Origin of the sequence: Actinocorallia longicatena, assembly GCF_039534125.1 — a bacterium.
Taxonomy (GTDB): domain Bacteria; phylum Actinomycetota; class Actinomycetes; order Streptosporangiales; family Streptosporangiaceae; genus Actinocorallia; species Actinocorallia longicatena.
The window spans coordinates 211,117-235,781 of sequence record NZ_BAAAUV010000007.1; the positions used below are offsets into that span (position 1 = coordinate 211,117).

The window sequence follows — 24,665 nt, forward strand, 5'->3', positions numbered from 1 at the left end:
TCGAACTCCTGTTCCATGAATCACGTCCTCACCGGACGGCACCCGTCACCAGCCAGGCACCCGATCGGGCACGGAATCCGAGCACGATGAGCCGGGCCAGCATCCACCAGCCGATGGCCAGCCACAGGGCCTCGAGACCTCGCCCCGAGGCCAGCCAGACCGCCGGGAGGAAAGCCACGAGGGCCGCGGCCTGGGCCCAGGCGAGGAAACGCATGTCGCCGGCGCCGATCAGCACTCCATCGAGGGCGAAGACCGGGCCGCCGAGCGGCTGGATCAGCGCCACGACCACGAGCGCGCCGCCGAGCAGCGCGTGGACCTCGGGGCTGGAGGTGAACACCCAGCCGATCCACGGCAACGTGAGCAGCAGGAACGCTCCGAAGGCACAGCCCGTCCACAGGCTCCACCAGATCATCCGCCGGGTCGCCTCGCGGGCGGACGGCACGTCCCCGGCGCCGAGGTACCGGCCGACGATCGACTGTCCCGCGATCGCCACCGCGTCCAGCACGAACACCGACAGCAGCCAGATCCGCGCACTGATCCCGTAGGCGGCGGCAGCGTCCGTGCCCTGGCGGGCCGCCGCGATCGTCGCCAGCACCAGCGTGGCCTGCAACGACACCGTCCGCACGACCAGCGCGAAGCCCGCGGCCGCCGCCGCCCGGACGCCGGGGCCGTCGGGCCGCAGCGAGGTCTCGTGGCGGCGCGCGAGCCGCACGACGTGCATCAGGTAGACGAGCGCGCCGCCGGTCTGCGCCAGTACCGTCCCCCACGCCGAGCCCGCGATCCCCCAGCCGAAGACCAGCACGAACAGGGCGTTGAGCACCAGGTTCACCACGAACATCGCGACCGACACCCGCAGCGGGGTCCGGCCGTCCTGAAGCCCGCGCAGCACTCCGGTGCCCGCCAGGACGACCAGCATCGACGGCGCCCCGAGCAGGCTGATCCGCAGGTAGTCGACCGCGTAGGCGTTCTCCCCGAACAACCCCACGATGGACGGGCTGAGCGGCACGCCCACCGCGATCAGCAGGACACCGATCCCCAGCGCCAGCCAGATCCCGTCGACCCCCTGACGCGCGGCCTCACGCAGCCGTCCCGCTCCGACCTGCCGGGCCACCGCGGCCGTCGTGCCGTAGGCGAGGAAGACGCAGACGCCGACGATGGTCGTCAGGGCCTGCGAGGCGATCGCGAGACCGGCCTGCTCCGCGGTGCCGAGCCGTCCCACGATCGCGGTGTCGGACAGCAGGAAGAGCGGCTCGGCGACGAGTGCGCCGAAGGCCGGAATCGCCAGGGCGAGGATCTCCCGGTCGTGTTTTCTTTTACCCACAGGCAGTGGATGACGTTTCCGCAGCTCAAGCACCTAATCTCGAAGGAAGTTCGACGGTTGTCCCCAGGTTTTCCACAGGACGTGCACACCCTTTTCGGAGTGTCTGCACAGGTCGTCCACAGACTCGTCCCCAGATCAAGTTGGGTCTCACGCCGATCACCCCGAGAATGTCAGACGCTTCAGTTACAACTGGGGTCTGGGTTCGTCTGGGGGAAAGGGGGTGGCCGGATGAGCGTCGCGGAGATCCCTCGGGATACCGAGTTCGAGCGGGTCCCGCCACACGACATCAACGCCGAGCAGTGCGTCCTCGGCGGCATGATGCTGGCGCCCGACGCGATCTCGGACGTGATCGAGGAACTGAAGTCCACCGACTTCTACCGGCCCGCCCACCAGCTCATCTACGACGCGATCCTCGACCTCTACGGCCGGGGCGAGCCCGCCGACGCCATCATGGTCGGCGCCGAGCTCACCAAGAAGGGCGAGGCCGCCCGCACCGGCGGCGCCCCCTACCTCTTCACCCTGATCAACTCGGTGCCCACGGCGGCCAACGCCGGTTACTACGCGAAGATCGTCCAGGAGCGTTCCACCCTCCGGCGCCTCGTCGAGGCCGGCACGCGGATCGTCCAGCTCGGTTACGCCCAGGGCGCCGACGCCGACGACCTTCTCGACCAGGCCCAGGCCGAGGTCTACGCCATCGCCGACAAGCGGAGCGGCGAGGACTACCTCCCCCTCTCCGAGATCATGCCGGGCGCTCTCGACGAGATCGAGGCCATCGGCTCCCGCGACGGCTCCATGACGGGCTGCCCCACCGGCTTCACCGACCTCGACGCCCTCACCAACGGCCTCCACGGCGGCCAGATGATCGTCGTCGCCGCCCGTCCCGCCATGGGCAAGAGCACCCTGGCGCTGGACTTCGTGCGGGCCGCCTCGATCAAGCACGGGCTGACCTCCGCGTTCTTCAGCCTGGAAATGGGGCGCAACGAGATCACGATGCGTCTGCTGTCGGCCGAGGCGCGGGTGGCCCTGCACGCGATGCGTTCGGGCACCATGAACGACGACGACTGGACGCGGCTGGCCCGCCGGATGAGCGAGGTGGCCGAGGCGCCGCTGTTCATCGACGACTCGCCGAACATGTCGATGATGGAGATCCGGGCCAAGTGCCGCCGCCTCAAGCAGCAGCACGACCTCCGGCTCGTGGTCATCGACTACCTCCAGCTGATGACCTCGGGAAAGCGGGTCGAGAGCCGCCAGGTCGAGGTCTCGGAGTTCTCCCGAAACCTGAAGCTCCTCGCCAAGGAGCTCCAGGTCCCCGTCATCGCGCTGTCGCAGCTCAACCGTGGTCCGGAACAACGCACCGACAAGCGCCCGATGGTGTCCGACCTCCGTGAGTCCGGCTCGATCGAGCAGGACGCCGACATGGTCATCCTGCTCCACCGCGAAGACGCCTACGAGAAGGAGTCCCCCCGAGCGGGCGAGGCCGACCTGATCGTGGCCAAGCACCGAAACGGCCCCACCGCCACCGTCACCGTCGCCTTCCAGGGCCACTACAGCCGCTTCATCGACATGGCCCCGAGCTAGGTTCCGTTCCACCCGGGCGGTGTGGCTGTCTACGCTCGGGGGATGCAGCTGGATCTGGTCACGATCGTCGTGGACGACTACGACAGTGCCATCGGGTTCTTCACCGGTGTCCTCGGCTTCGGCCTGGTGGAGGACTCGCCGTCGCTGACGAACGATGGACGTCCGAAACGGTGGGTCGTCGTCCGGCCGCCCGGCGGGCAGACCGGCATTCTGCTCGCGCAGGCCGATGGGGAGCGCCAGGCCGCCGTGGTGGGTGACCAGGTCGCCGGGCGCGTGGGGTTCTTTCTGAGGGTCGACGACTTCGACGCCGCCTACGCGCGCATGAAGGGGCTCGGCGTGGAGTTCGTCACCTCCCCGCGCAGCGAGCCCTACGGAAGTGTGGCCGTGTTCCTCGACATCGCCGGAAACCGATGGGACCTCCTCGGACCCGCCTGAGGGTCGGCGATCCCGGCCCGTCACCGTCATCGACTGCTCCGGCCAGGTCGTGCGAGGCATCGCTGACCCGGTTTGCCTTCGCGGAAACAGCGGATCGGGGGGTCGCCGTGGAGGGGGTGAAATGGCTTTGCCGGAGATTCCGGGTGGCGGGTAGCGTCGCTCGGGCGTCGTCGCCGGGCGTTCGGGTTCCGGTGGGCCGAGGAGGAGGGTGGGTTCGGTTCGTGGCATGCCGTATCGGTGAGCTTGTTCTCAAGTGCAGGGAGCCCGAGGTGCTGGCGCGCTTCTGGTGTGAGGTCCTCGACTTCGTCGAGCTCGACCGTGAGGACGACGAGCAGGGGCTCGTTCTCGTGGAGATCGGGCCGCGTGAGGGCTTCGGCGGGGCCCAGCCGACGATCATCCTCATCAGGAACGCGGATCCGAAGACGGGGAGGCTACCGCTGCATCTCGACGTCAACCCGACCGACCGGGACCAGGACGCCGAACTCGAACGCCTTCTCGCCGCCGGTGCCGTCCTCGTCGACATCGACCAGCCCGCTGAGGCCACCTGGCATGTCCTCGCCGACCCCGAGGGCAATGAGTTCTGCCTTCTCAGATCACGCCTCCAGCCGCTCTGACGCGCCGCGCTCCATGAGCCGCGGCCCGTGGCTTGCGGCTCGTCAGGAGGGCGGGCCGTCAGGAGGCGGGGCGTAGCGGGCGGCGAGGGTGGTGGCGCGGTCGTGGAGGGTGTCGCGGAGCCACTGCGGGGAGAGGGCCTCGGCGCCCGCGGCGAGCTGCCACAGCGCCCACCGGGCGTGCCGCGGATCCTGGAAGGTCACCTCCAGCCGGAGCCGGCCGCCCGGGTCGGCCTCCTCCGCCAGGACGGCCAGAGCCGTGCCGACCAGCTCCTCCCGCCGCTGCGGATCGACCAGGACGACGACGGTGACCTGGTCGTCGCCGCCGGTCCTGAACCGGTTGCCGCGCTCCTGCCACACCCGGCCGAGATCGACGCGCTCCGGACGTTCGGCGGGCTCGTCGAGTTCCTCGGCGGCCAGGATCCGGGACAACCGGTAGGTACGGTCGGCACCGGATCTCGTCGCCAGCAGGTAGCCCCGTTCGCGCACGGTGACCAGGCCGATCGGGTCGACCGTGCGCCAGGCGGGCGGCTGACCTGCGGCCGCGTAGTGGAGGCGCAGCCTGCGCCCGGAGAACACCGCGCGCAGCACCCCGGCCACGAGGGCGTCCGGCGCCTCCTCCTCGGCCAGGCGGCGCGAGAGGAGATCGGTCTCCGGGTCGATGAGCAGGCGTCCGGCCGCGCCCGCCGCGGTGTCCCGGTAGCTCTCGGGAAGCGCGTCGACGACCTTGAGCATCGCCGAGGCGAGAGCGGAGCCGAGGCCGAAGGCCTGCGCGCCGCGCCGTGATCCGGCGACCAGCAGGGCGAGCGCCTCGTCGTGGTTCAGCCCGGTGAGCTCGGCCCGGAAGCCGGGCAGCAGCGCGAAACCGCCGTGCCTGCCGCGTTCGGCGTAGACCGGGACCCCGGCCGCGGACAGCGCCTCCATGTCGCGCAGCACGGTCCTGGTGGAGACCTCCAGCTCGCGGGCCAGCGCGGTCGCGGAGAGCCGTCCGTGCCGCCGCAGCAGCAGGACCAGCGAGACCAGCCGGTCGGCGCGCATGCGAGAACCCTACCGAGATACATGACACAGGATGTCGTGATTCGCTGGGAGGCTTCGGGCATGACGAACGGAACCGATACGGCAGTGGTGCGGACGGCGGTCAACCCGTGGCCCTGGTCGGCAGGGCTCGGATACGACCAGGGCGAGATCGTCTCCGGTCACACCCGGACCCTGTACTGCGCCGGGCAGGCCGCGATGAGCGGCGAAGGCGAACCTCAACACCCCGGAGACATGGGGGCGCAGCTCGCGCTGAGCCTCGACAACCTGGAGGCCGTGCTCGGCGCGGCCGGAATGTCCCTCGCGGACCTCGTCCGGCTGACCGTCTACACGACCGACGCCGACCGGCTCTTCGAGCACTACGGAGTGCTGGCGTCCCGGCTGGGCGCCGCCGGAGCCACGCCGCCCACCACGATGCTCGGGGTCACCCGCCTGGCGCTCCCCGGCCTGCTGGTCGAGCTCGAGGGCACCGCGGCCGCCTGACGCGGCCACGCCGTGACGATCCCGGGGCGCCGCCCCGGGATCCGTCAGAGGAGCGGGGCGAGGAAGTCGGCGAGCTTGTCGCGGGTACGGCCGATCTGGGTCTCCAGCTGGAGGGACTCGTCGAAACGTCCGCCGGGGCCGGCCTTCTTGATGCCGCGCAGGTAGAGGGAGCAGTCCAGGTCGGTGCAGATGTACAGGCCGAAGGAGTTGCCGTCGGAGCGGCCGGCGGTCATGAGGGAGACGCCGTCGCCGGTGTGGCTGGTCAGGCAGAGGGAGCACAGGAGACGCCGCTGCCGGCCGCGGGACGGGGTCACGGTGCGGAGCACGACGCCGACGACGCGATCGTCCTGCTCGGAGATCAGATAGCTGCGATGGGACCCCGACGGGTCGCGCCAGCCGAGGAAGTCGAGGTCGTCCCAGGGCCGTTCGGGCAGGTCGCGGGGGAGCGAGAGACGCTTGGCCTCGCCTTTGGAGCAGTTGACGAAGGACGCCCTGATCTGGGCTTCGGTGAGCGGTCTCATGCATCCGAAGCTATGGTTCCCCGGCGATCGCAGGCAAATGATTTGACCGGTCCGGAGCCTCGGCGGCCTAGGGCCGCGGGGCCTCGCCGTCCGGGAGCCGGGTGACCCGCAGCCCCACTGTGATCATCGGCCGGAGGAAGGCGCCGTTGCGGGTCTCCGGCGTGCTCTCGAGGAAGGCCCGCGCCTTGGTCATGAGCTCGGATCTCTCGTCCTCGGGCAGCACCAGGATCTGGGAGTGGGTCTGGATCGTGGCGAGCATCGAGTCGATCGTGCGCGGCTGGGGGTTGGCGAACTCGGCGCGGACGGGCTGGGTGAAGTAGCGGCCGTCGGTGAGCATCGGCACCGGGCGGTCGTTCAGGTAGGACGCGGTGTTCCCCGTCATCTCCTTCAGCTCGCGCAGCCAGTCCACCCGGTCGTCGTCGAGGTTCCACAGCCCGGCCAGGGTTCCGCCGGGGACGAGGACCCTGGCCAGTTCGGGCAGGGAGGCGTCCTGGTCGAACCAGTGCATGGCCTGCCCGGCCACGATCGCGTCCACCGATCCGCCGGGCAGCGGGATCGCCTCGGCGGAACCGGCCAGCGCCCGGGCGCCGGGCAGCAGCCGGCGCAGCTCCGCGAGCATCCCGGGATCGGGTTCGACCGCCACGACCTCGCCGGGGAGCAGCCCGGTGAGCTTGCCCGTCCCGGCCCCGAGATCGAGAACACGCCTGCCCGGTGCCTCCGCCAGCGCCCAGGTGACGGCCTCCTGTGGATAACCCGGACGCTGATCGGCGTAGGCCGCGGCCTCGGCTCCGAAGGCGGCCGCCCGCCGCGACACGTACTCGGGATCGTCTCCCGGAAAAGCGCTCATCCTCGAACACTAGGCTCCGGCAGAACCTGGATGACAAATATCCAGATTAGAGGTAATCTGGATATCAGACATCCGGAACTGGGAGATGAAGATGCTCGTCCGCGCGAACGCCAATGAGATCCACGACGCCGACCCGAACAGCGTGCTGCACCTGATCGCCGACACCGAGACCGTCACCTCGAACCGCTCGGTCTTCCGTGACGGCTCCGACGGGGCGCCCCCGCACTTCCACACCAGGGCGAGCGAGATGTTCTACGTCCTCGGGGGCGAGCTGGAGATGCTGGTCGACGACCAGGTGCTCACCCTCACCAAGGGTGACTTCCTGCTCGTTCCGCCGCGCACTCCGCACGCGTTCGGTGCGGTGGCGGGGAAGGATGCCGATGTTCTGTGCGTCTTCACGCCGGGAATGGGCCGTTTCGACTACTACCGGCTGCTGGACCGTGTCCAGCGCGGAGAGGCCGACCCCAAGGAGATCGCGGCGTCGTCCCAGCGCTTCGACAACCACTACTTCGAGAGCCCGCTGTGGAAGAAGACCCGTGAGCGGGTGTCCCCGGGCGGAGCGTGACCGCACCACGCCCCGCCCGAGGTGTGTCTCCCCGACACCAGCCTTTACGGCCGCGCCGACAAGTCTGTCGCGGTGGGCGGCGGTGCCATACGTCGCCGATGACGAATTTCAGGGGCAGACACGTGCGTGGGTGGTGAGGTGGGAACCGGTCCACACGTGCAGGGCCAGCCCGGGCGGCAGGTCGTGGTCCACCGGCCACTCCAGCGCGGACTCGGCCGGGGTGAGGGCGGTGTTGACCGTCGCGGGAGCGATCGTCAGGGGGACGCCCGCGAAACCGGTCGCCCCCGCGAGGTGGGCGTGCCCCGCGATCACCGCGACGACCTGCGGGTTCCGCCGCACCACCGCCTCCAGCCTGGACGGTTCCCACAACGAGAGCCGGTCGACGTAGGGGATGCCGACCGGAGCCGCCGGATGGTGCATGCCGATCACGGTAGGGACGTCCCGCCGCTCCGCCAGCGCCTCCTCCAGCCAGGCGACGGTCGGATCGTCGAGATAGCCGTGGATCTCGCCGGGCACGGTGGAGTCGGCGAGCAGAATTGACAGGCCGTCCAGGTCGAGGGCCCGGTTCACCGGGGCGTCCGGGCGGCCGGTACCGGACGGGTCGGGGAAGGCCTCGCGGAGCCGGGCGCGGTCGTCGTGGTTGCCGGGGCAGAGGACGGTGGGGAAGGGGGAGGCGAGGACCTCGCGGGCGATCTCGTACTCGACCGCGGCGCCGTGCTCGGCGATGTCCCCCGTGATCAGGACGGCGTCGACGGGGAGGCCGCGCACATGATCCATGACGCGCGCCGCACGTTCGGTGTTGCGCGGGCCGCCGTCGATGTGGGTGTCGCTCACCTGAGCCAGGACCAGCATGATTACAGCATGGGAGCGCGCCCGCGCGGTGGGTAGGTCCAATGCGCTGTCCATGGCCTTACAGGACGTCGGTTAGAGTCTGTTTTCATGTCGTTCGGGATGTTCTTCATAGGCCGTGACCTGCCCGTTCACCGGATCGGCCTCGGTACCAGCCGCCTCGTCGGGCCGGGCTACTGGGGACCGCGCGAGACCGACGCCGCCGCGCTGCTGAAGCACGCCGTGCGGCGCGGCGTCGACCTGATCGACACCGCCGACAACTACGGGCCGGCCCTGGCCGAGGAACTCGTCGCCGAGGCGCTCCACCCGTATGCGACGGGCCTGGCCGTCGCGACCAAGGGCGGAGTGGTCCGCACCTCCGCGTCCGACTGGCACATCGATGGACGCCCCGAGGCGCTGAAGGCCGCCGCCGAGGCCAGCCTCAAGCGGCTCCGCCTGGACACCATCGACCTTTACCAGCTCCACCGCATCGACCCCCAGGTCCCGCTCGCCGACCAGCTCGGCGCCCTCGCAGAGCTGCGCGGGGAGGGCAAGATCCGGCACATCGGGCTCGACTCCGTGACGGTCGAGCAGTTGCGCGCCGCCCTGGAGATCACCGAGATCGTCTCGGTGCAGAACCGGTTCAACCTGCTGGACCGCGAGTCCGCCAAGGTGATCGAGCTGTGTGAGGTGCGCGACATCGCCTTCCTGCCCTGGTTCCCGCTCGGCGACGGGGTCCTGACCGCGAACGCCCCGGCGGCCGTCGCCGAGATCGCGGAGGCCCACGGCGCGACACCGGGCCAGATCGCGCTGGCCTGGCTGCTGCACTACTCGCCGGTCATCCTGCCCACCCCGGGCACCTCCAGCAGGGAACACCTCGACGAGAACCTCGCCGCGGCCGACATCGAGCTCTCCGACGACGACATGAAGGCCCTCGCCGCCCTGGACGGCTAGGAATATTTGGTTGACCTGTCAGGTTTCATCCCGGTTGGCTGGATTCACGGGATGAAGGAGCGGGTTTGAAGATCACACCAAAGGTCGCGGTCAGTGTGGTCTTCGTGGCGGCGATGTTCGTGTCCATCCTGGACACCACCATCGTCAACGTCGCCCTTCCCAAGATCGCTGAGGGCTTCGGCGTGCCCGTGACCGGCATCGGCTCGATGGTCACCGGCTACCTCGTCAGCCTCGCGGTGGTGATCCCCGCCTCCGGCTGGCTGGCCGACCGCTTCGGCGCCAAGCGGGTCTTCCTGTTCGCGTTCGCCCTGTTCACCGTGGCCTCCGCGCTGTGCGGATTCGCCGCGGACGAGGGGCAGCTGATCGCCTTCCGGATCCTGCAGGGCGTCGGCGGAGGCATGCTGACCCCCGTCGGGATGGCCATGCTCCTGCGCGCCTACCCGCCGGCCGAGCGGATGCGCGCCAACCAGATCCTCATGGTCCCGACGGCCATCGCCCCCGCGCTGGGGCCCGTCCTCGGCGGCCTGCTCGTCGACGGCGTGGGCTGGCGCTGGGTGTTCTTCATCAACCTGCCGATCGGCCTCGCCGCGATCGTCTTCGGGGCGCTGACCCTGCCCGAGCACCGCGACAACGCCGCGGGCCGCTTCGACCTCGCCGGATTCGTGCTGGCCGGCGCCGGGTTCGCCGGTCTCATGTACGCGCTGAGCGAGGGATCGGGGCTCGGCTGGGGCTCGGCCCGCGTCCTGGTGACCGGGCTGGGCGGCGTCGTGCTGCTGGCCCTGCTGGCCGTCGTCGAGCTCCGCAAGCGCGAGCCGATGCTGCACCTGCGCCTCTACTCCGACCGGTTGTTCCGCTGGACCAACGTCTCCTCGATCTTCTCCGCGGCCGGGTTCATGGGCGTGCTGTTCCTGATCCCGCTGATGCTCCAGGAGGGGCACGGTTTCTCCGCGCTGCACGCCGGGCTCTACACCTTCCCCGAGGCGCTGGGCGTGATGCTGGGGTCGCAGCTCGTCCCGCGGATGTACCGCAGGGTCGGGCCGCGCCGGATGATGGGGTTCGGGCTGGCGATCGTGGCCGCGCTGATCCTGCTGGCCGGCTGGGTGACCGGGCCGCTGATCCCGGTGGTGATGTTCTTCCTCGGCTACGTGATGGCCCATGTGTTCATCCCCGCCTCGACCGCGGCCTTCACGACCGTCTCCAAGGGCCTCTCCGCGCAGGCCTCGACGCTGTTCACCGCCCTGCGGCAGCTCGGCGCCGCGCTCGGGATCGCGCTTTTGTCGACCGTTCTCGCCGTGGCCAGGCCGGAGGGGGCCGCTCCGACCACGGGGACCTACCACTGGGCCTTCCTGGCCGCCGCCGTCATGTCGCTGATCGGCTCGGCCATCGCCTGGAAGATCAACGACGCGGACGCGGCGCCGACCATGGTCCCGGCGAAGGTCGTCACCGTCGAGCCGGAGCCCGTCCCCGCGTGAGGTGATCTTCTGCGGGGTACCGCAGAGGATGATGTTCCCGCTGGCCGAACCGCTGATCCTCGGGCTGTTCCTGCTGCTCGCCGCGGCCGCTTACTGGCGCTGGCCGGGCGGCGCGCAGATCAGCCGTGCCGCCGGATGGATGCGCGGCTGGGCGGCGGAGCATCCCGCCTCGGCGATCCTCTGGGCGCTGGTGCTGCTCCACGGGCTGATGCTCGCGGGCCTGCCCGACGCCCTCCAGGACGCCGTGCTCAGGGCGCACAGCACCAACCTGAGCGAGATGGAGCGCTACCCGATCTCGGTCCTGATCACCTCGGCCCTGTGGACGGAGCTCGACGATCTTCCCTATGTGACGCTGCTGGCGCTGTGCGTCTGGGGGCCGGTGGAACGGTGGCTGGGCACGCCCAGGACCGTCCTGGCCTTCTACGCCGGGCACATCGGGGCGAGCGTGATCACGACGATCCGGGCGGCCCGGCTGGTCGATGAGGGGGTGCTGCGGTACGACTTCACCGCGATCGTCGATGTCGGGGTGAGCATGGGCAGCCTGACCCTGGCCGGACTGCTCGTCTACCGGCTGACGGGCCGGCGCAGATGGACGCTCCTGGTCGGGCTGATCGTGCTCGTCCCGGCCTCGGTGGTCGTTTTCGGGCGGTACACCACGACCGGTCATGTTCTCGCCCTCGCCATCGGGTTCGCTCTCTGGCCGCTCACTCGAGGAAACCTGCCAGAAGTCCGGAATCGCTTGCGGCGGTGACCGCAAAGGGAGCACCATCGAGTCATCGGGTGCTCACCTCGAGTGATTTCGGAGGCGTTTCCTCATGACGGCGAAGGTGCCATGACTGCCAGAGTGCGCAGCCTGCGGCTTCCCGGGCGGCCCGACCAGGTCCGTTCGGCCCGGCGGTTCGTCGCCGACGAGCTCGGGGCCGAGCACGCCTGCCGGGACGATGCCGTCCTGCTGGTGAGCGAGACCGCCACCAACGCGGTCGAGCACACCGGGAGCGGCGGTCCCGGGGGCCACTTCGTCGTCACGGTCAGCCATACCGACACCTGGGCCAGGATCGTCGTCTCCGACGAGGGCTCGCACAGCACGCCCTGCTTCTGCCGGGTGTCGGTCGAATCCACCGAGGGACGGGGCAGTGAACTGCTCGACAACTGCGCCGCCCGCTGGGGGATCACCCGGGAGCCGGACGGCACCCGCGTGTGGTTCGACGTAGGACTTTCGGCCGCGGACGCGGTCGAAAAAGAAGGTCGTGGCCTTGAGGTCGAGCCCGCCGGTGAAACTGGAGGGCACCGGCCGGCGCTCCCTCGAGGCCACGGCACAGCCGCCTAGTTCGGAACGCGCCCGGCCATCGGGGGACGGGCGCGTTCCGGCGGGGTGGTCCTTCTCTTTTTCGAGGGTGCTGCCGGATTCCGGACCCTCCGCGTTGGATAATCGTGCCCATGCTTGAGCAGATCGTCGTCGACGAGGCGGTGCGCGCGCTGCGCCCCGACTTCGCGGTTCTCGTGCTGATCGCCGAGGGCCTCACCAACGGACCCGGCGACGAGGAGTCGGCCTCCTGGCTGACCGCCGCGGCGCGCACGGCCGCCCCGGACGACCCGCACGTGGAGTCCTGGCGAGAGGCCTACCGGGCGTTCGGCGCCAAGCCCAACCGCACCCGGCCCTCGGTCGACGCCCTGCTGCGCCGCGCCGATTCGCTGCCCAGCATCAACCGGGTCGTCGACGCCTACAACGCCGTCAGCGTCGAGTACGCGCTGCCGATCGGCGGCGAGGATCTCGACACCTACGCGGGCCCCGCCCGCCTGGTCGTGGCCGACGGCACCGAGACCTTCGGCGACGACGAGGCCCCGGCGGCCGGCGAGGTCGTCTGGCGCGACGACGAGGGCGTCACCTGCCGCCGCTGGAACTGGCGCCAGTGCGTCCGCACCCGCATCACCGAGTCGACGAAGAACGCCCTGTTCCTGCTGGAACGCCTCGAGCCCTACCCGCTGGAGCGCCTCGACGCCGCGGGCGAGGCGCTCGCGACCCGGCTGCGCGCGATCGCTCCCGACGTCGAGATCACCGGACGCCTGATCGGCGGATGATCAGGTGGCGGTCCGGCGGACGTGCTCGAAGCAGTCGAGCGTCGCCTGGGCCGCCGCGTCGGGGTCGCCCGCGGCGATGGCGTCGGCGATCGGCTCGTGCGGGACGGCCGGCAGCCCGCCCGAGAGGTCGACGCTCGCCCGGACCGCCGCGGTGAAGTCACGGTAGAAGTCGATCATCACCTGGTTGTGGGTGGCTTCGACGACGGCGACATGGAAGGCGACGTCGGCGTTGAGGAACTCCTCGTGCGTCCCCGATCCGAGGGCCCGCGCCCTGGCCGCGAGGGCGTCGCGGACGGCGGCGAGGTCCTCGGCGGTCCTGCGGACGGCGGCCAGCCGGGCGGCCTGCACCTCCAGAGCCGACCGCACTTCGAGGATCTCCAGCAATTCCGCGGTCCGCAGCCGGCGCTGCACCGCCCCGGAGAGCTCGCTGGTGGCGCGCACGTAGGTGCCGTCGCCCTGACGGCTGTCGAGCATCCCGGCGTGGGTGAGCGCCCGGACGGCCTCCCGGATCGTGTTCCGGCCGACGCCGAGCCGCTCGACCAGCACGGGCTCCGGCGGGATCTTGGATCCGACCGGCCAGGTGCCGTCCCCGATCCGCTCCGACAGCTGCCCGATCACCTGATCCACCAGCGACGCCCGCTGAGCGGCCCGCAGCCCCTGTGATCCCTCTGCCGCCATCACTTTCCCCCGATCATCCCATGACCGAGTCTACGCGCCCTCTCGGACGTCCCCGGGGGCCGGAGATCGAGAGGGCGGCGGGCCCGCGTCAGTGATCGGCGAGGGCCTGGGCGGTGGTGTGGCTGGTCGGGCGGAGGCCCACGGATTCGAGGGCCCTGCGGTAGGCGGCCGTCGCGGAGGCGCCGTCGCCCGCGGCGTCGAACAGGTCGCCGAGCTCGCGAGCGAGCGAGGCGGTGGCGCGGCTGGCGGGCAGCCGTTCGAGCTGGGCCGACGTGGTCCGCAGAACGGTCAGAGCCGCCTCACGGTCGTCGCGGGCCAGCTCCGCCTGGGCCAGGACCAGCTGGGCCTGGGCGGTGATCGGGTCGATGTCCTGGCGGGGCGGCTCGGCCAGGGCCGTGCGCAGCGAGGTGATCGCCTCGTCGAGCCGGCCCAGGGAGACCAGGGCGCGGGCGGTCTCGATGGCGCAGGCCGTCGCCTCGTCGCCCGAAAGGTCGGGCATGGCGGTGCCGAGCAGCCCGAGGGCCCGTTCGCTGTCGGGGTTCTCGCCGCGGATCAGGGCGCGGGCGGCCGCGACCTTGAGCCGGGCCTCGGCCCGCGACCTCGCCGTGGTGGAGGCGATGGCCAGGGCCTGGTCGGCCAGGTAGAGGGCGTCACCGAGGGCGCCTTCGGCGAGCGCGCGCTCGCTGGCCTCCTGGTAGGCGACGGCCGGTTCCCGCTCGCCGGTGAGGTGGGCGGTGAGCTCCCTGGCCCGCCCCGTGTCGGAGCGATCCAGGTAGGCGAGGAGCATGACGCGGGCGACCTCGGCGAGATCGACCCCGCATGTGACGCCCAGCTCGGTCAGCCGGCCGAGGGCACGCTCGCCCAGCGCGACGGCCTGACCGAGGTCGCCGACGGCGTGGTAGCAGCGGGTCAGTGCGATGACCGAGGGCAGCCAGCTCGTCCTTCCGGCGTCCCGCTCGGCCAGTTCACGCAGTTCTTCGAAAGCCGCGATGGCCTCGCCGGTCCGGTCCAGTTCCTCGAGCGCGGCGGCCCTGCCCCAGCGGGCCCTGAGGGTGAGGTCGGCGTTGTCATCGGCCGCGATCACCTCTTCGAACCCGTCGAGTGCGATCTGCGCGCGGCCCGCGAGCAACGCGAGTTCGCAGTGGCGCGCGCGCACTTCCACATGGGCGCGCTGTTCCGGCTCGATGCCCTCGGAAAGATATTCCGGGGTGCATCCGAGACGTTCCGCGAGCAGCTTGAGCACGGCCGGGGTGGGAGTGCGCTTACCCGACTCGATCAGAGAAATGTAGCTGTCGGAGAGGTCGTGTCCGGCGAGCTGAGCTTGCGACATGCGCCGCGTCAATCGTAGGTCACGTACACGTTCACCGACACTGCCAGGACCCGGCATGACAACTCTCTTTGTTCCTAGCCGCCTACCTCGCGGTAAGCGGAAGTTTCAGGCGGCGGTTCCGTCGAATCGCAAGACTAACGAACAGACCACCGCAATTGCTGCGCCGTATCACACCTGTGACATTGGGGGTCAGGAAGGTTGTGATGGTGAAAACGTAAGCGGCTCGTACCCCCGGGGTACGAGCCGCTTGACGAAACGGTTATGAGTCGGTTAGAGCTCCGGTGCCTCGCCGGGTGCGGATTTCTCGGCGAGCTGCCGGTGGAGTTCCCCGGCCTGCCGGTGCCATTCGCCCGACTCGGCGACGAGCTGCTCGAGCTGAGCCTGGACGCCCTCGAGCTTCAGCTTCCGGTTGGCGATGTCGTGGACGGTCCCGGTCGTGACGTCGGCCGCGAGCTCCGTCCGCATCTTGGGGATGGAGTCGATCATGTCCCGCAGGCGCTCCTCGAGGGCCTTCGGCTTCCCGCCGGGGAAGATCATCTGACAGACCTCGGCGTAGAGCTGGTCGGGGTAGGGCAGATGGTCGACGGTGCGCAGCGCCTGGTCCTGACCGGCGGACTCGGCGATGAACTTGCCGAAGCCCAGCAGCCGCCCGACCGGCGACCGCTCGTAGGACATGTCGGTGACCTTGCTGAGCGGCATCATCGCGACGTCACGCGTGAGCAGGCCGCCGGTCAGCAGCATCCGCTGGTTGGTGATGACGAAGTAGGCCACCGACCACTCGGCGACCTGCCAGACGAACCAGGCCAGCAGCAGCAGCCAGGCCCACCAGATCCAGCTCACGACGTTGCCGGCGTCGCTGCCCGCCATCGTGTTGCTCAGCACCCCGGCCAGGATCAGCCCGCCGAGGACGAACAGCACCGGCGTGAGCAGCACGGCCGGGTGCTTGCGCACCACGATGACCTGCTTCTCCTGCGGGAGGAGGAACCGGTTGATCGATGCGGGCGCCGAGTCGCCCGGAGTGACGAGCCTCACGACGCCAGCGCGTTCACGAACTGGGCCAGCGAGTCGGCCGCATCGCCGATCCCGCTCGCCGCGTTGTTCACCGCCGCCGCGGCTGCGTCGGGCTGCTTCAGCACATAGAACGCCGCGAACGCACCGGCGACCATTCCGAGGTTCTTCTTGTTCACGCGACCGCCTCCCGAAGGAACCCAGACCTGGCTCCAACAGTAGCGTTCCTACCCTGCGAAACCCCTTAGCGCACCGGGCTTTTCGCCGTCAGGTCGCTCCCGTGCGCCGGACGGTCGGTCAGTGATCATCTCTGCCCCTGCTCAGGCGGCGCATCCGCCGAATCCGCTGACCAGGACCGCTGCGGGCCGGATCGGGACACGGCGTGGCGTCAGGGCCTGCCGCGACGTCTCCTGCCCGCACGGGCGCCGGCTTCGGAACAGGCCTCAGGTGCCGATGCGCGGCTGACGCTCGGCGGCGACGATCGCCAGGACCCGCAGATGGCGGCGGGCGATCTTCTCGACGAGCTCGGGCTCACTGGAGCCGATGACGTCCTCGGCACCGTGCAGCGCGGCCGAGACGCAGCGGGTGACCGTGGTGATCGGATGGATGGCGGCGAACTCCTTGCGGAGCCGCTCGGTCACCTCTTCGTACTCCTGCGGGTCGTGAGCCATGTGCGCGCCCCTTGCCTTTGCTCGCGAGGCGTCCCGGCAGATCCCCGAGCGGGCCAGGACGGCGAGAGGAGCATCACGCTCCGTGGTGGGTTCCTACCCTGGGGGCAGGGGCGCTGAACATGGAAGACTCCGAAGCGTTACCTTCAAGTGGTCCTTGAGGCTTGAACGTCAGGCCGGCGGGGTCAGACGACGCCGTACAGCCGGTCGCCGGCGTCGCCGAGGCCCGGGATGATGTAGCCGACCTCGTTGAGCTTCTCGTCGATCGCGGCCGTCACGATCCTGATGGGGTGCTCGTCGCCGAAGGACTGCTCGACGAAGCGGAGCCCCTCGGGCGCGGCGAGCAGCACGACCGCCGTGACGTCCCGCGCGCCCCGGTCGAACAGCAGCTTGATCGCTGCGACCAGGGTGCCGCCGGTGGCCAGCATCGGGTCGAGGACGTAGCACTGCCGCCCGTCCAGGTCGTCCGGGATGCGGGTGGCGTAGGTCTGCGCCTCCAGCGAGTCCTCGTTGCGGACCATGCCGAGGAAGCCGACCTCGGCGGTCGGGATCAGCCGGGTCATGCCGTCGAGCATGCCGAGGCCGGCCCGCAGGATCGGCACCACCAGCGGCGCCGGCTTGGAGAGCTGGACGCCCTCCGCGGCCTGGAGCGGCGTCTGGACGGTCGCGGGGGAGACCCGCACGTCCCGGGTGGCCTCGTAGGCCAGCAAGGTCACCAGCTCGTCGGCGAGGCGGCGGAAGGTCGGCGAGTCGGTCTCGACGTCACGCAGGGTCGTCAGCTTGTGGGCGACCAGCGGGTGGTCGACGGCCAGGATCTCCATACCGATCACGCTACCCGTCCCCGGCCCCCACCCCGGAATAGCGGGCGCCTTCCGGGGAAGGAAGCCTTCATGGACGCTGAACCCCCCGAGGAGAAGGACTGGACGCCCGAGGAGATCCGGGAACGCCTGCGGCGCCGCGCCGCGTTCCTGCGCGATCTCGAAGAGCAACGCGCCCTGCGACGGAGAGTCGCCCCCCGGAGATCGCGACGCGCACGAATCCACGCCACCCTCCGGTCACGGACTTTCCGTACCGAGTAGTGTCGGTACTCACGGCGGGCGCCGTGGTCAAACTTCGGCTCCGCCGCACAACTGCGCCCGGCATCTGGGAACATTCCGGTGGCACTGGGACTGCGCGGTTGGGTGAGTGATGACGGACAGTGAGGCGACTGATTTCGCGGTCGTGGTTTTTCGGGAGGAGTCCCGCTGGGAGACCGAACTGCTCCCGGTCCGGCTCACGGAGGACCTCGACGGGCTGATCCACGCCCTGCGCCAGATGCCGGGCTTCGGCGGCACCATCGGCCTGGTCGCGGTCGGAGACGACTTCTTCGTGGCGATCAGGGTGCTCGGCGAGGAAGTGATGGTCTTCCTTTCCGACGTCACCGCCTCCGTCGAGTGGGTGCTGGCCCGGCAGGTGCTGGAGTACCTCGACATCGAGGTCCCCGACGATGACGACGACCTCGACCAGGTGCTCCCGGTCGGCGACATGTCGATCTTCACCGATCTGGGCCTGGACGAGATGGAGCTCGGCGCGATCTCCGGCGACCTCGAGGCCTTCCCCGACGAGATGCTCATCTCCATCGGCGAGAAGCTCGGTTTCGCGATTCCTTTGGAGAGGGCCCTCGACAGCCTGGCCTAACGGCAGGTCACAATGGGTCTGTGCCGTATTTCGCCGCTGTCTTCGCATCGACCGATGAGGGCTGGGTCGCCACCGAGGCCGACCTGACCGAGAGCGAAGCTCCCGACGACGTGACCGATCTCATGCGCGAGGTCGCCCTGGAGGCCGTGGGCGACCCCGTGCTGCTGCTGATCGAGGAGAACGACGCGTGGTTCGCGGTCGTCCGCCTCGACGGCGAGGAGGACCCCCGCATCTTCGTCTCCGACGCCTCCGCCGCCCAGGGCAGCGGACTCGGCGGCCTGCTGTTCGAGCTGGTCACCGAGGGCGTCGAGGTCAAGACAGACGGAGATCCGGCCGGGGATCCGACCCTCCTCGACGACCTCGGGATCACCCCGGTGAAGCTCCTCGACCTCGGGGAGCGGGCCGTCCCGACCGACGCGCTCGCCGAAGTGGCCGAGGGCGCCGGATTCACCGAGGAACTCGACTCCCTCCGTGTCTGACCCTTCTCCGGCTGACCCTTCTCCGTCCGGCTCCGTGTCGCCTGAACCCGTCTCGTCCGACCCGGCCTCGGCCTTCGAGGGGTGGATGCGCGAGGCGCTGCGGTGCGCGGACGAGGCCGGGGCCGACGTCCCGATCGGGGCGGTCGTCGTCGGGCCGCGCGGGGAGCTTCTCGCGCGGGCCCACAACGAGCGCGAGCTGACCGGGGATCCGACCGCGCACGCCGAGGTCCTCGCGCTGCGCAGGGCCTCGGAGGCCGTCGGCGGCTGGCGGCTGAACGGATGCACGCTCGTGGTCACCCTCGAGCCCTGCACGATGTGCGCGGGGGCCGCCGTGCTGGCCCGGGTCGACCGCATCGTCTACGGCGCGATCGACCTCAAGGGCGGGGCCGTCGGGTCGCTCTGGGACGTCGTCAGGGACCGCAGGCTCAACCACGGGGCAGAGGTGATCAGCGGTGTCCTGGCCGAAGAATGCGCCGCCCCGCTTATCCGATTCTTCTCTGGCCGCAGATTCGGGTAGGCTCTCCCGCGGTGGTGTCGCCTAGTGGCCGAGGGCGCACGCCTCGAAAGCGTGTGATGGGGCAACTCATCCGTGGGTTCAAATCCCACCACCACCGCTCACGGTCCGGCGCCGCACCTCCCAGAGGTGCGGCGCCGTTCGCCTTCCCCCCCGGAACGCCGCCTTGCGCGCCCGTCACCCCTTGTCCACGGTGATCGTCACCCCCCCTCGAACGGGGATTTCTGATGTTCGGGCCGCAGGGAGCCGGCACGGTCTTCGTGCTCATCACGCTGTTCGTGGGCTTCGTGGCCCTGGCGATCAGGTTCTCGCGATGGTGGATCCGCGGCGGCGCCGTCTTCGGCGCGTTCCTGCCGGCGATGCTCACCGGCTTCGTGTTCGTCAACCAGATGTACGCCTACTACCCCTCGTGGGGAGCGCTCTGGGGCGACCTGACGGGCACCCCGCCCACGCATGTGGTGACGCTCAGGGAACTGAGCGAGGCGGCCGTCCGGGAGAAGGCCGCGAGCGACGGGAAGGCGGCGAAGCGGGGCCTGCTGGTCGAGGCGTCACTGCCGGGGCCGCGGTCGGGCATCACCAGGGACGGCCTGGTGTACCTGCCTCCGCAGTACTTCCAGGAGGCCTACAAGGGGGCCCGGTTCCCCGCGCTGGAACTGCTGCACGGGGCGCCCGGCAACCCCTACGACTACGACCGGGTCATGGACATCGTCGGGACCTACCGCAAGGCCGCCCGGCAGAAGAAGGCACGTCCCGCCGTGCTGGTCATGCCCGACAGCAACGGCGGGCAGCAAAACGCGCTGCAGTGCCTGAACGTCAAGGACGGACCGCAGGACGAGACCTACCTCGTGGACGATGTCACCGCGGTCCTGGTGGAGAAGCTGAGGGTGCGGAACCGGGGGACGGGCTGGGGGATCGCCGGCTTCTCCGAGGGCGGGTTCTGCGCGACCAACCTGATGCTGCGCCACCCGAGGACCTACAAGGTCGCCGGGGTGATGAGCGGCTACTTCACGCCGCTGCCCGTGGTGAAGAAGCCCGAGGTCGTCGATCCGTTCGGGGGCTCGCCGGCCGTCCGGGCGGCCAACGATCCGCAGCAGGAGGTCGCCGCCTGGCCGGTCGGGCGCGATCTCGGCCGGTTCTGGTTCGCGGCGGGCGGCGACGACCAGCGGGACATGCTGGGCACGGAGGGCTTCATCCGGCAGCTCAGGCGGGTGCAGCCGCAGCTCGTCTACCAGGTCGTCCCGGGAGGAACGCACTCCTTCGGCGTGTGGCGGCAGGCCTGTCCGAAGTTCCTGCGCTGGGCGCTGCGGCAGCTTCCCGGTCCCGCCGGAGCGGCCCCCCGGCGCGGCGGCACGACGGGCGCCCCCGTCGACCGCTCCACGAGGACCCCCGGCCCCTCCGCCCGTCCGTCCGAACCCCGCACCCAGCGGCCCACCGGAGTTCCGGTCGTCCGCGAACGCTAGGCCGTGTCTTACGGATCTTCGGTCCTACTGCGCGGCGTCCAGGCACGCACCTCGGGGGCTTGTCGTCGGTCGCCGACCAAACCAGGTCGACTCCCTCCTCCGCACCCCCGAGGCACGCACCTGGACGCCGCTCGCTACGGACAAGATCCGTAAGACATGGCCTAGTGCTGGGGTGGGAGGTACTCGAAGACGCGGGCGTGCAGGACGGTCCGCTGGTGGAGGGCCGCTCGGAGGGCGCGGTGCAGGCCGTCCTCCAGGTAGAGGTCGCCCTGCCAGTAGACGACGTGCGGGAACAGGTCGCCGTAGAAGGTCGAGTCCTTGGCCAGCAGCGAGTGGAGATCCAGTTCGCGTTTGGTCGTCACCAGCTGGTCCAGCCTGACCTGGCGCGGGGGGATCTGCGCCCAGTCCCGCGGGACCATGCCGTGCTCGGGATAGGGGCGTCCGTCGCCCACCGCCTTGAAGATCACGTCTCAGAGTTTATGACCGATTCCGTGTGGCGGGTATCCGTAGCTACGCCTAGAACCGCACCTAGATGGCACCGGAGAAGGTCGTGCAGCGGCCGGGATCCCCATAGTCGTAGCCGATGTTGACCCATTTCGTCCGCTGGCGGGAGGTTCCGTGAGTGAAGGCGTCGGGCTGGACATATCCCTGGGTGCGGGACTGGATCCGGTCGTCCCCGACGGCCTCCGCGGCGCTCAGCGCCTGGGCGAGGTCCTCGCCGGTCACCTGGGTCAGGTAACCGGTCTTGACGGCGTTGCGCATCCACACCCCGGCGTAGCAGTCGGCCTGGAGTTCCAGCCGGACGGCCGGGCTCGACGCGCCGGTCGTCCCGGACTTGACCTTGTTCATGGTCCCGAGCAGGTTCTGCACGTGGTGGCCGTATTCGTGGCCGACGACGTAGGCCTGCGCGAACGGGCCGCCGGACGCCCCGAACTGCCGCTGGAGCTGCTGGAAGAAGGTGAGGTCCAGGTAGACCTTCTGGTCGGCGGGGCAGTAGAACGGGCCGACCTGGGACGTCGCGTAGCCGCAGGACGTCTGGGTGGCGCCGGTGAACAGCTGCGTCCTGGCGTTGCGGTAGGTCAGGCTGCTGGCCGCGAACGCGCCGGTCCAGTAGTTCTGGATGCTGTTGACGACGCCGACGATCCGGCACTGCTCGTTCTGGTCGGCGTCGGCGCCGGTCTGGCAGGCCGCCTGGAGGTCGGTCCGCTCGCCGATCTGCTGCCGCCCGGCGGCGGGGGTGGCCGTCTGCTGCTCCTCGAACGGGTTGAAGCCGAGGAACAGCATGGCGACCAGCCCCAGCAGCCCGGCCAGCCCGCCGCCGATGGCGGTGTTGCGGCCCCGGTGACCGCCGCCGTTGTTCACCTCTACCTGCGATGCGTCCAAGCGCGCGTCGTCATTGAAGTCCACGCCAAGGCCCCCCGACTCCTCGTGGTACTCCGGGGGCACTACCCGGCGGTTCCCGGGGATAAGGGCTGGTCAGGGGAAAGATCAGGGAACGGGTCAGAGGGCGGGGAGGCGTCCCACGGGGGTGCGGGTGGGGTAGTGGCCTCCGTCGAGCAGGGTCCGGCAGAGCGGGGCGGCCAGGGAGACCAGCTCGTCGATCTCCTTGTTCTCCAGGCGGAGGGCGGGGTCGAGGGCCAGGCGGTCGGTGTCGTCCTCGATCTCCTCGCGCAGCTTGACGCCGCGGGGGGTGAGGGCGCCGTCGGGGGTGAGGATCCCGCGGGCGCTGAGGGCGTAGACCGTCGAGTTCCACTCGTCGTCGGTCCAGCCGCGGCTCTCCTGGATGATCTTCCGGCTGACGGAGCCGCTCGACACATGGGTGATCCCGGCCTCGAGTCCGCTCAGCCCGGCCCTGGTCAGGGCCGCGACATGGCCGTCGCCGCGGTGCTCGCGCAGGACGGTCGCCGCCAGCCAGAGCCGTCCGTGGAGATCGTCGGGCCGGGGGACCTCCGCCCACGCGGCGGCCAGCGGACGCCCGTCGAAGCGGCAGTACCCGGCGGCCTCCTCCATCAGCTCGACGAGGCGCTCGGGGACCTCGGGCAGCGCGGCGCGCAGCGCGGCCGAAGCCCCCTCGATCTTGGCGGCGAGGATCGTCTCGACCGGGGCGAAGCTCCAGGCGTCGGGGAGGGCCCGCTCGACCCTGGCCGGGGAGAACACCAGGAAGGTGGCCCGGACGACGCTCGCGCTCACCGGTCCCATCGGTGCGGCCCTGCCCGCGAAGTACCCCATCCAGTAGCCGCGCAGGCCGGTCGCCGTCAGAGCCCCGGTGGCCTCGGGCGCGAAGTACGAGATCGCGTGCAGCGGTTCGACCGCCGCCCAGACCCGCCGTGCGGGTGTCAGATCGTCCATGCCCCGATCCTGGCCCGTCGGCCGCCGGATGACCAGATCAGCCGAGCCCCAGGGTCCCGGCGAGCTCGCTCCACGCGCGGAGCGGGAGGGCGTCGGCGATGACCTGGACGACGACGTGGTCGGCGCCCGCGGACTCGTACTCCTCGATCCTGGCGCGGACGGCGTCCGGGGAGCCCCAGGCGAAGACGGCGTCGACCAGCCGGTCGCTGCCGCCGTCGGCGAAGTCGGCCTCGGTGAAGCCCAGGCGCAGCAGGTTGTTCGTGTAGTTCGGCAGGGTCAGGTAGATGCCGAGATGGCCGCGGGCGAGCTCGCGGGCCTTCGCGGGATCGGTCTCCCAGACGACCTTCACCTCGGGCGCGAGCAGGGCGTCGCCGAGGCCCTCCCTGGCCCGCGCGGTGTGCTCGGGGGTGACGAGGTAGGGGTGGGCGCCCCTGCTGCGGGCCGCGGCCAGGGCCAGCATCTTCGGGCCGAGGGCGGCGAGCACGCGTTCGGCGGCGGGGACCGGGATCGGGGCGGCGTCGAGGCCGTCGAGGAAGGCGGCCGTCGCCGAGTAGGGCCTGCTGTAGTCCCTGGCCATGGCGGAGTGGCTCGCGCCGATGCCGAGCAGGAACCGTCCGGGGTGCGCGGCGGCGAGCTCGGCGCGCTGCGCGGCGACGGTCTCCGCGGCGCCGTCCCAGATGCTGAGGATCCCGGTGGCCACGACCAGCCGTGAGGTGGCCTCGAGCAGCGGGCGGGCGTGATGGACCGACGGGCTGCCGCCCAGCCAGACCGCCCCGTAGCCGAGCCGCTCCAGTTCGGCGGCCGCGGCGGCGATGTCGACGCTCCCGTCCTCGGACCGCAGCTCCCTGCTCCACACGCCGATCCGCCCGAGTTCCATCGCGTTCCCTCCGCTCGCAGTGTCCTCGGCGGCAACCGCGGGTCCGGCCGATCCATTCCGGGGACGGGCGGTGGGCTCGACCCGGTTCGGGGAAGGGCCCGACCATGAACATTGATCTGACCGGACGGACCGCGCTCGTCAGCGGCTCCACCCAGGGCATCGGCCGGGCCATCGCCGCGGGCCTGGCCATGGCCGGGGCCAGGACGATCGTGAACGGGCGGAGCCGGAGCCGGGTCGACGCCGCGGTGCGGGCGCTCACGGACGAGAACCCCGGCGCGGAGTTCGCCGGGGTCGCGGCCGACCTGGCGACCGCCGACGGAGCCCGGACGGTGCTGGAGCTCTTTCCCCGGATCGACATCGTCGTCAACAACCTGGGGATCTTCGAGGCGCGTCCCGTGCTGGAGATCGACGACGCCGAGTGGACGCGGTACTTCGAGGTCAACGTGCTGTCGGCGGTCCGGCTGACCCGTCAGTACCTGCCCGGGATGATGGACCGCCGCTGGGGGCGGGTGCTGTTCATCGCCAGCGATTCGGCGGTCGTGATCCCCGAGGAGATGGTCCACTACGGGATGACGAAGACGGCGCTGCTGGCCGTCTCGCGCGGATACGCCAAGGCCGCCGCGGGCACCGGGGTCACGGTGAACACGGTCATGGCGGGGCCGACCCACACCGCGGGCGTCGAGACCTTCGTGACCGACCTGGTCGGCGACCTGCCCTGGCCCGAGGCGCAGCGCAGGTTCATGGCCGAACACCGGACGAACTCCCTGCTCCAGCGGCTGATCGAGCCCGCCGAGATCGCCAACATGGTCGTCTACCTGAGTTCTGACCACGCCTCCGCGACCACCGGAGGAGCCGTCCGCGCCGACGGAGGCTACATCGACGCGATCATTCCGTGA

Annotated in this window: 29 protein-coding genes, 1 tRNA gene and 1 pseudogene; 16 read left to right on the forward strand and 15 right to left on the reverse strand. The window is 70.5% G+C overall.

All coding sequences use genetic code 11. From position 1 onward, the window contains the following. Positions 1-28: 28 nt before the first annotated feature. A complete protein-coding gene (locus tag ABD785_RS16685) occupies positions 29-1,327 on the reverse strand; it encodes an MATE family efflux transporter (RefSeq protein WP_344829319.1) in 1,299 nt (432 codons plus the stop codon). 222 nt (positions 1,328-1,549) lie between these two features. On the opposite strand from ABD785_RS16685, the gene dnaB reads away from it, so the two are divergent. The 3 genes from dnaB (at position 1,550) to ABD785_RS16700 (ending at position 3,948) form a co-directional block, all read left to right on the forward strand. Next, positions 1,550-2,899 carry a replicative DNA helicase gene (dnaB, locus tag ABD785_RS16690; RefSeq protein WP_344829001.1) on the forward strand — a complete coding sequence of 450 codons (1,350 nt, stop codon included), beginning with the start codon at positions 1,550-1,552 and terminating at the stop codon, positions 2,897-2,899. Positions 2,900-2,941: 42 nt separating this feature from the next. After that, positions 2,942-3,334: a VOC family protein gene (locus ABD785_RS16695; RefSeq protein WP_344829003.1), complete on the forward strand. Its 393-nt coding sequence runs from the start codon at positions 2,942-2,944 to the stop codon at positions 3,332-3,334. A gap of 221 nt (positions 3,335-3,555) precedes the next feature. Then, complete coding sequence (locus ABD785_RS16700) at positions 3,556-3,948, forward strand: VOC family protein (protein ID WP_344829005.1); 393 nt, start codon at positions 3,556-3,558, stop codon at positions 3,946-3,948. 42 nt (positions 3,949-3,990) lie between these two features. Here ABD785_RS16700 and ABD785_RS16705 read toward each other — a convergent pair whose 3' ends face one another. After that, on the reverse strand, positions 3,991-4,983 hold the full coding sequence (locus ABD785_RS16705) for a helix-turn-helix transcriptional regulator (RefSeq protein ID WP_344829007.1): 993 nt from the start codon (positions 4,981-4,983) through the stop codon (positions 3,991-3,993). 84 nt (positions 4,984-5,067) lie between these two features. Between ABD785_RS16705 and ABD785_RS16710 the strand changes: the two genes are divergently transcribed. Further along, entirely contained in the window at positions 5,068-5,463 is a 396-nt protein-coding gene (locus ABD785_RS16710) for a RidA family protein (protein ID WP_344829322.1), read from the forward strand. Positions 5,464-5,507: 44 nt separating this feature from the next. On the opposite strand, the gene ABD785_RS16715 is transcribed toward ABD785_RS16710, so the two are convergent. Further along, positions 5,508-5,984, reverse strand: coding sequence for an FBP domain-containing protein (locus tag ABD785_RS16715; protein WP_344829009.1), 477 nt, complete (start codon positions 5,982-5,984; stop codon positions 5,508-5,510). Between the two features lie 67 nt (positions 5,985-6,051). After that, positions 6,052-6,831 (reverse strand): class I SAM-dependent methyltransferase, encoded by a 780-nt coding sequence (locus ABD785_RS16720; protein ID WP_344829011.1) that lies wholly within the window; start codon positions 6,829-6,831, stop codon positions 6,052-6,054. Between the two features lie 91 nt (positions 6,832-6,922). Between ABD785_RS16720 and ABD785_RS16725 the strand changes: the two genes are divergently transcribed. Further along, positions 6,923-7,396, forward strand: coding sequence for a cupin domain-containing protein (locus tag ABD785_RS16725; protein WP_344829013.1), 474 nt, complete (start codon positions 6,923-6,925; stop codon positions 7,394-7,396). Between the two features lie 108 nt (positions 7,397-7,504). Here ABD785_RS16725 and ABD785_RS16730 read toward each other — a convergent pair whose 3' ends face one another. Then, positions 7,505-8,248, reverse strand: coding sequence for a metallophosphoesterase (locus ABD785_RS16730; RefSeq protein WP_344829015.1), 744 nt, complete (start codon positions 8,246-8,248; stop codon positions 7,505-7,507). An 87-nt stretch (positions 8,249-8,335) separates the two neighbouring features. On the opposite strand from ABD785_RS16730, the gene ABD785_RS16735 reads away from it, so the two are divergent. The 5 genes from ABD785_RS16735 to ABD785_RS16755 all read left to right on the forward strand — a co-directional run bounded on the left by ABD785_RS16735 (position 8,336) and on the right by ABD785_RS16755 (position 12,729). Continuing rightward, positions 8,336-9,178 (forward strand): aldo/keto reductase, encoded by an 843-nt coding sequence (locus ABD785_RS16735; protein WP_344829017.1) that lies wholly within the window; start codon positions 8,336-8,338, stop codon positions 9,176-9,178. A 65-nt stretch (positions 9,179-9,243) separates the two neighbouring features. After that, a complete protein-coding gene (locus ABD785_RS16740) occupies positions 9,244-10,650 on the forward strand; it encodes an MDR family MFS transporter (protein WP_344829019.1) in 1,407 nt (468 codons plus the stop codon). 28 nt (positions 10,651-10,678) lie between these two features. After that, complete coding sequence (locus tag ABD785_RS16745; RefSeq protein ID WP_344829021.1) at positions 10,679-11,401, forward strand: rhomboid-like protein; 723 nt, start codon at positions 10,679-10,681, stop codon at positions 11,399-11,401. 81 nt (positions 11,402-11,482) lie between these two features. Continuing rightward, the gene (locus ABD785_RS16750; protein ID WP_344829024.1) at positions 11,483-11,977 is read left to right on the forward strand and encodes an ATP-binding protein; all 495 of its coding nucleotides are present in this window, start codon (positions 11,483-11,485) and stop codon (positions 11,975-11,977) included. 110 nt (positions 11,978-12,087) lie between these two features. Then, positions 12,088-12,729, forward strand: coding sequence for a B3/B4 domain-containing protein (locus ABD785_RS16755; RefSeq protein WP_344829026.1), 642 nt, complete (start codon positions 12,088-12,090; stop codon positions 12,727-12,729). Here ABD785_RS16755 and ABD785_RS16760 read toward each other — a convergent pair whose 3' ends face one another. The 6 genes and pseudogenes from ABD785_RS16760 to upp all read right to left on the reverse strand — a co-directional run bounded on the left by ABD785_RS16760 (position 12,730) and on the right by upp (position 17,234). Continuing rightward, on the reverse strand, positions 12,730-13,407 hold the full coding sequence (locus tag ABD785_RS16760) for a FadR/GntR family transcriptional regulator (protein ID WP_344829028.1): 678 nt from the start codon (positions 13,405-13,407) through the stop codon (positions 12,730-12,732). An 88-nt stretch (positions 13,408-13,495) separates the two neighbouring features. Then, a complete protein-coding gene (locus tag ABD785_RS16765; RefSeq protein ID WP_344829030.1) occupies positions 13,496-14,794 on the reverse strand; it encodes a helix-turn-helix domain-containing protein in 1,299 nt (432 codons plus the stop codon). Between the two features lie 468 nt (positions 14,795-15,262). Continuing rightward, positions 15,263-15,769, reverse strand: a pseudogene (locus tag ABD785_RS16770) (PH domain-containing protein); the annotation flags it as partial. Then, the gene (locus ABD785_RS16775; protein ID WP_344829031.1) at positions 15,766-15,924 is read right to left on the reverse strand and encodes a hypothetical protein; all 159 of its coding nucleotides are present in this window, start codon (positions 15,922-15,924) and stop codon (positions 15,766-15,768) included. The pseudogene ABD785_RS16770 and the gene ABD785_RS16775, both read right to left, overlap by 4 nt. A gap of 264 nt (positions 15,925-16,188) precedes the next feature. Then, positions 16,189-16,416 (reverse strand): hypothetical protein, encoded by a 228-nt coding sequence (locus ABD785_RS16780; RefSeq protein WP_344829032.1) that lies wholly within the window; start codon positions 16,414-16,416, stop codon positions 16,189-16,191. A 182-nt stretch (positions 16,417-16,598) separates the two neighbouring features. Further along, complete coding sequence (upp, locus tag ABD785_RS16785) at positions 16,599-17,234, reverse strand: uracil phosphoribosyltransferase (RefSeq protein WP_344829034.1); 636 nt, start codon at positions 17,232-17,234, stop codon at positions 16,599-16,601. A 367-nt stretch (positions 17,235-17,601) separates the two neighbouring features. Between upp and ABD785_RS16790 the strand changes: the two genes are divergently transcribed. The 5 genes from ABD785_RS16790 to ABD785_RS16810 all read left to right on the forward strand — a co-directional run bounded on the left by ABD785_RS16790 (position 17,602) and on the right by ABD785_RS16810 (position 20,543). Next, complete coding sequence (locus ABD785_RS16790) at positions 17,602-18,090, forward strand: tRNA adenosine deaminase-associated protein (RefSeq protein ID WP_344829036.1); 489 nt, start codon at positions 17,602-17,604, stop codon at positions 18,088-18,090. Between the two features lie 20 nt (positions 18,091-18,110). Next, positions 18,111-18,569: a tRNA adenosine deaminase-associated protein gene (locus ABD785_RS16795; protein WP_344829038.1), complete on the forward strand. Its 459-nt coding sequence runs from the start codon at positions 18,111-18,113 to the stop codon at positions 18,567-18,569. 85 nt (positions 18,570-18,654) lie between these two features. Continuing rightward, entirely contained in the window at positions 18,655-19,086 is a 432-nt protein-coding gene (locus tag ABD785_RS16800; RefSeq protein ID WP_344829325.1) for a nucleoside deaminase, read from the forward strand. Between the two features lie 10 nt (positions 19,087-19,096). After that, positions 19,097-19,183, forward strand: a tRNA-Ser gene (locus ABD785_RS16805). 127 nt (positions 19,184-19,310) lie between these two features. Then, a complete protein-coding gene (locus ABD785_RS16810; RefSeq protein ID WP_344829040.1) occupies positions 19,311-20,543 on the forward strand; it encodes an alpha/beta hydrolase in 1,233 nt (410 codons plus the stop codon). Positions 20,544-20,704: 161 nt separating this feature from the next. Here ABD785_RS16810 and ABD785_RS16815 read toward each other — a convergent pair whose 3' ends face one another. The 4 genes from ABD785_RS16815 to ABD785_RS16830 form a co-directional block, all read right to left on the reverse strand. Continuing rightward, entirely contained in the window at positions 20,705-21,010 is a 306-nt protein-coding gene (locus ABD785_RS16815; protein ID WP_344829044.1) for a type II toxin-antitoxin system VapB family antitoxin, read from the reverse strand. Positions 21,011-21,071: 61 nt separating this feature from the next. Continuing rightward, a complete protein-coding gene (gene ypfJ, locus ABD785_RS16820; protein ID WP_344829046.1) occupies positions 21,072-21,926 on the reverse strand; it encodes a KPN_02809 family neutral zinc metallopeptidase in 855 nt (284 codons plus the stop codon). Between the two features lie 117 nt (positions 21,927-22,043). Further along, the gene (locus ABD785_RS16825; protein WP_344829048.1) at positions 22,044-22,892 is read right to left on the reverse strand and encodes an SCO6745 family protein; all 849 of its coding nucleotides are present in this window, start codon (positions 22,890-22,892) and stop codon (positions 22,044-22,046) included. A 37-nt stretch (positions 22,893-22,929) separates the two neighbouring features. Further along, a complete protein-coding gene (locus ABD785_RS16830; protein WP_344829050.1) occupies positions 22,930-23,769 on the reverse strand; it encodes an LLM class F420-dependent oxidoreductase in 840 nt (279 codons plus the stop codon). Between the two features lie 104 nt (positions 23,770-23,873). Here ABD785_RS16830 and ABD785_RS16835 point away from each other — a divergent pair, with 104 nt between their 5' ends. Continuing rightward, positions 23,874-24,665, forward strand: coding sequence for an SDR family NAD(P)-dependent oxidoreductase (locus ABD785_RS16835; protein WP_344829052.1), 792 nt, complete (start codon positions 23,874-23,876; stop codon positions 24,663-24,665).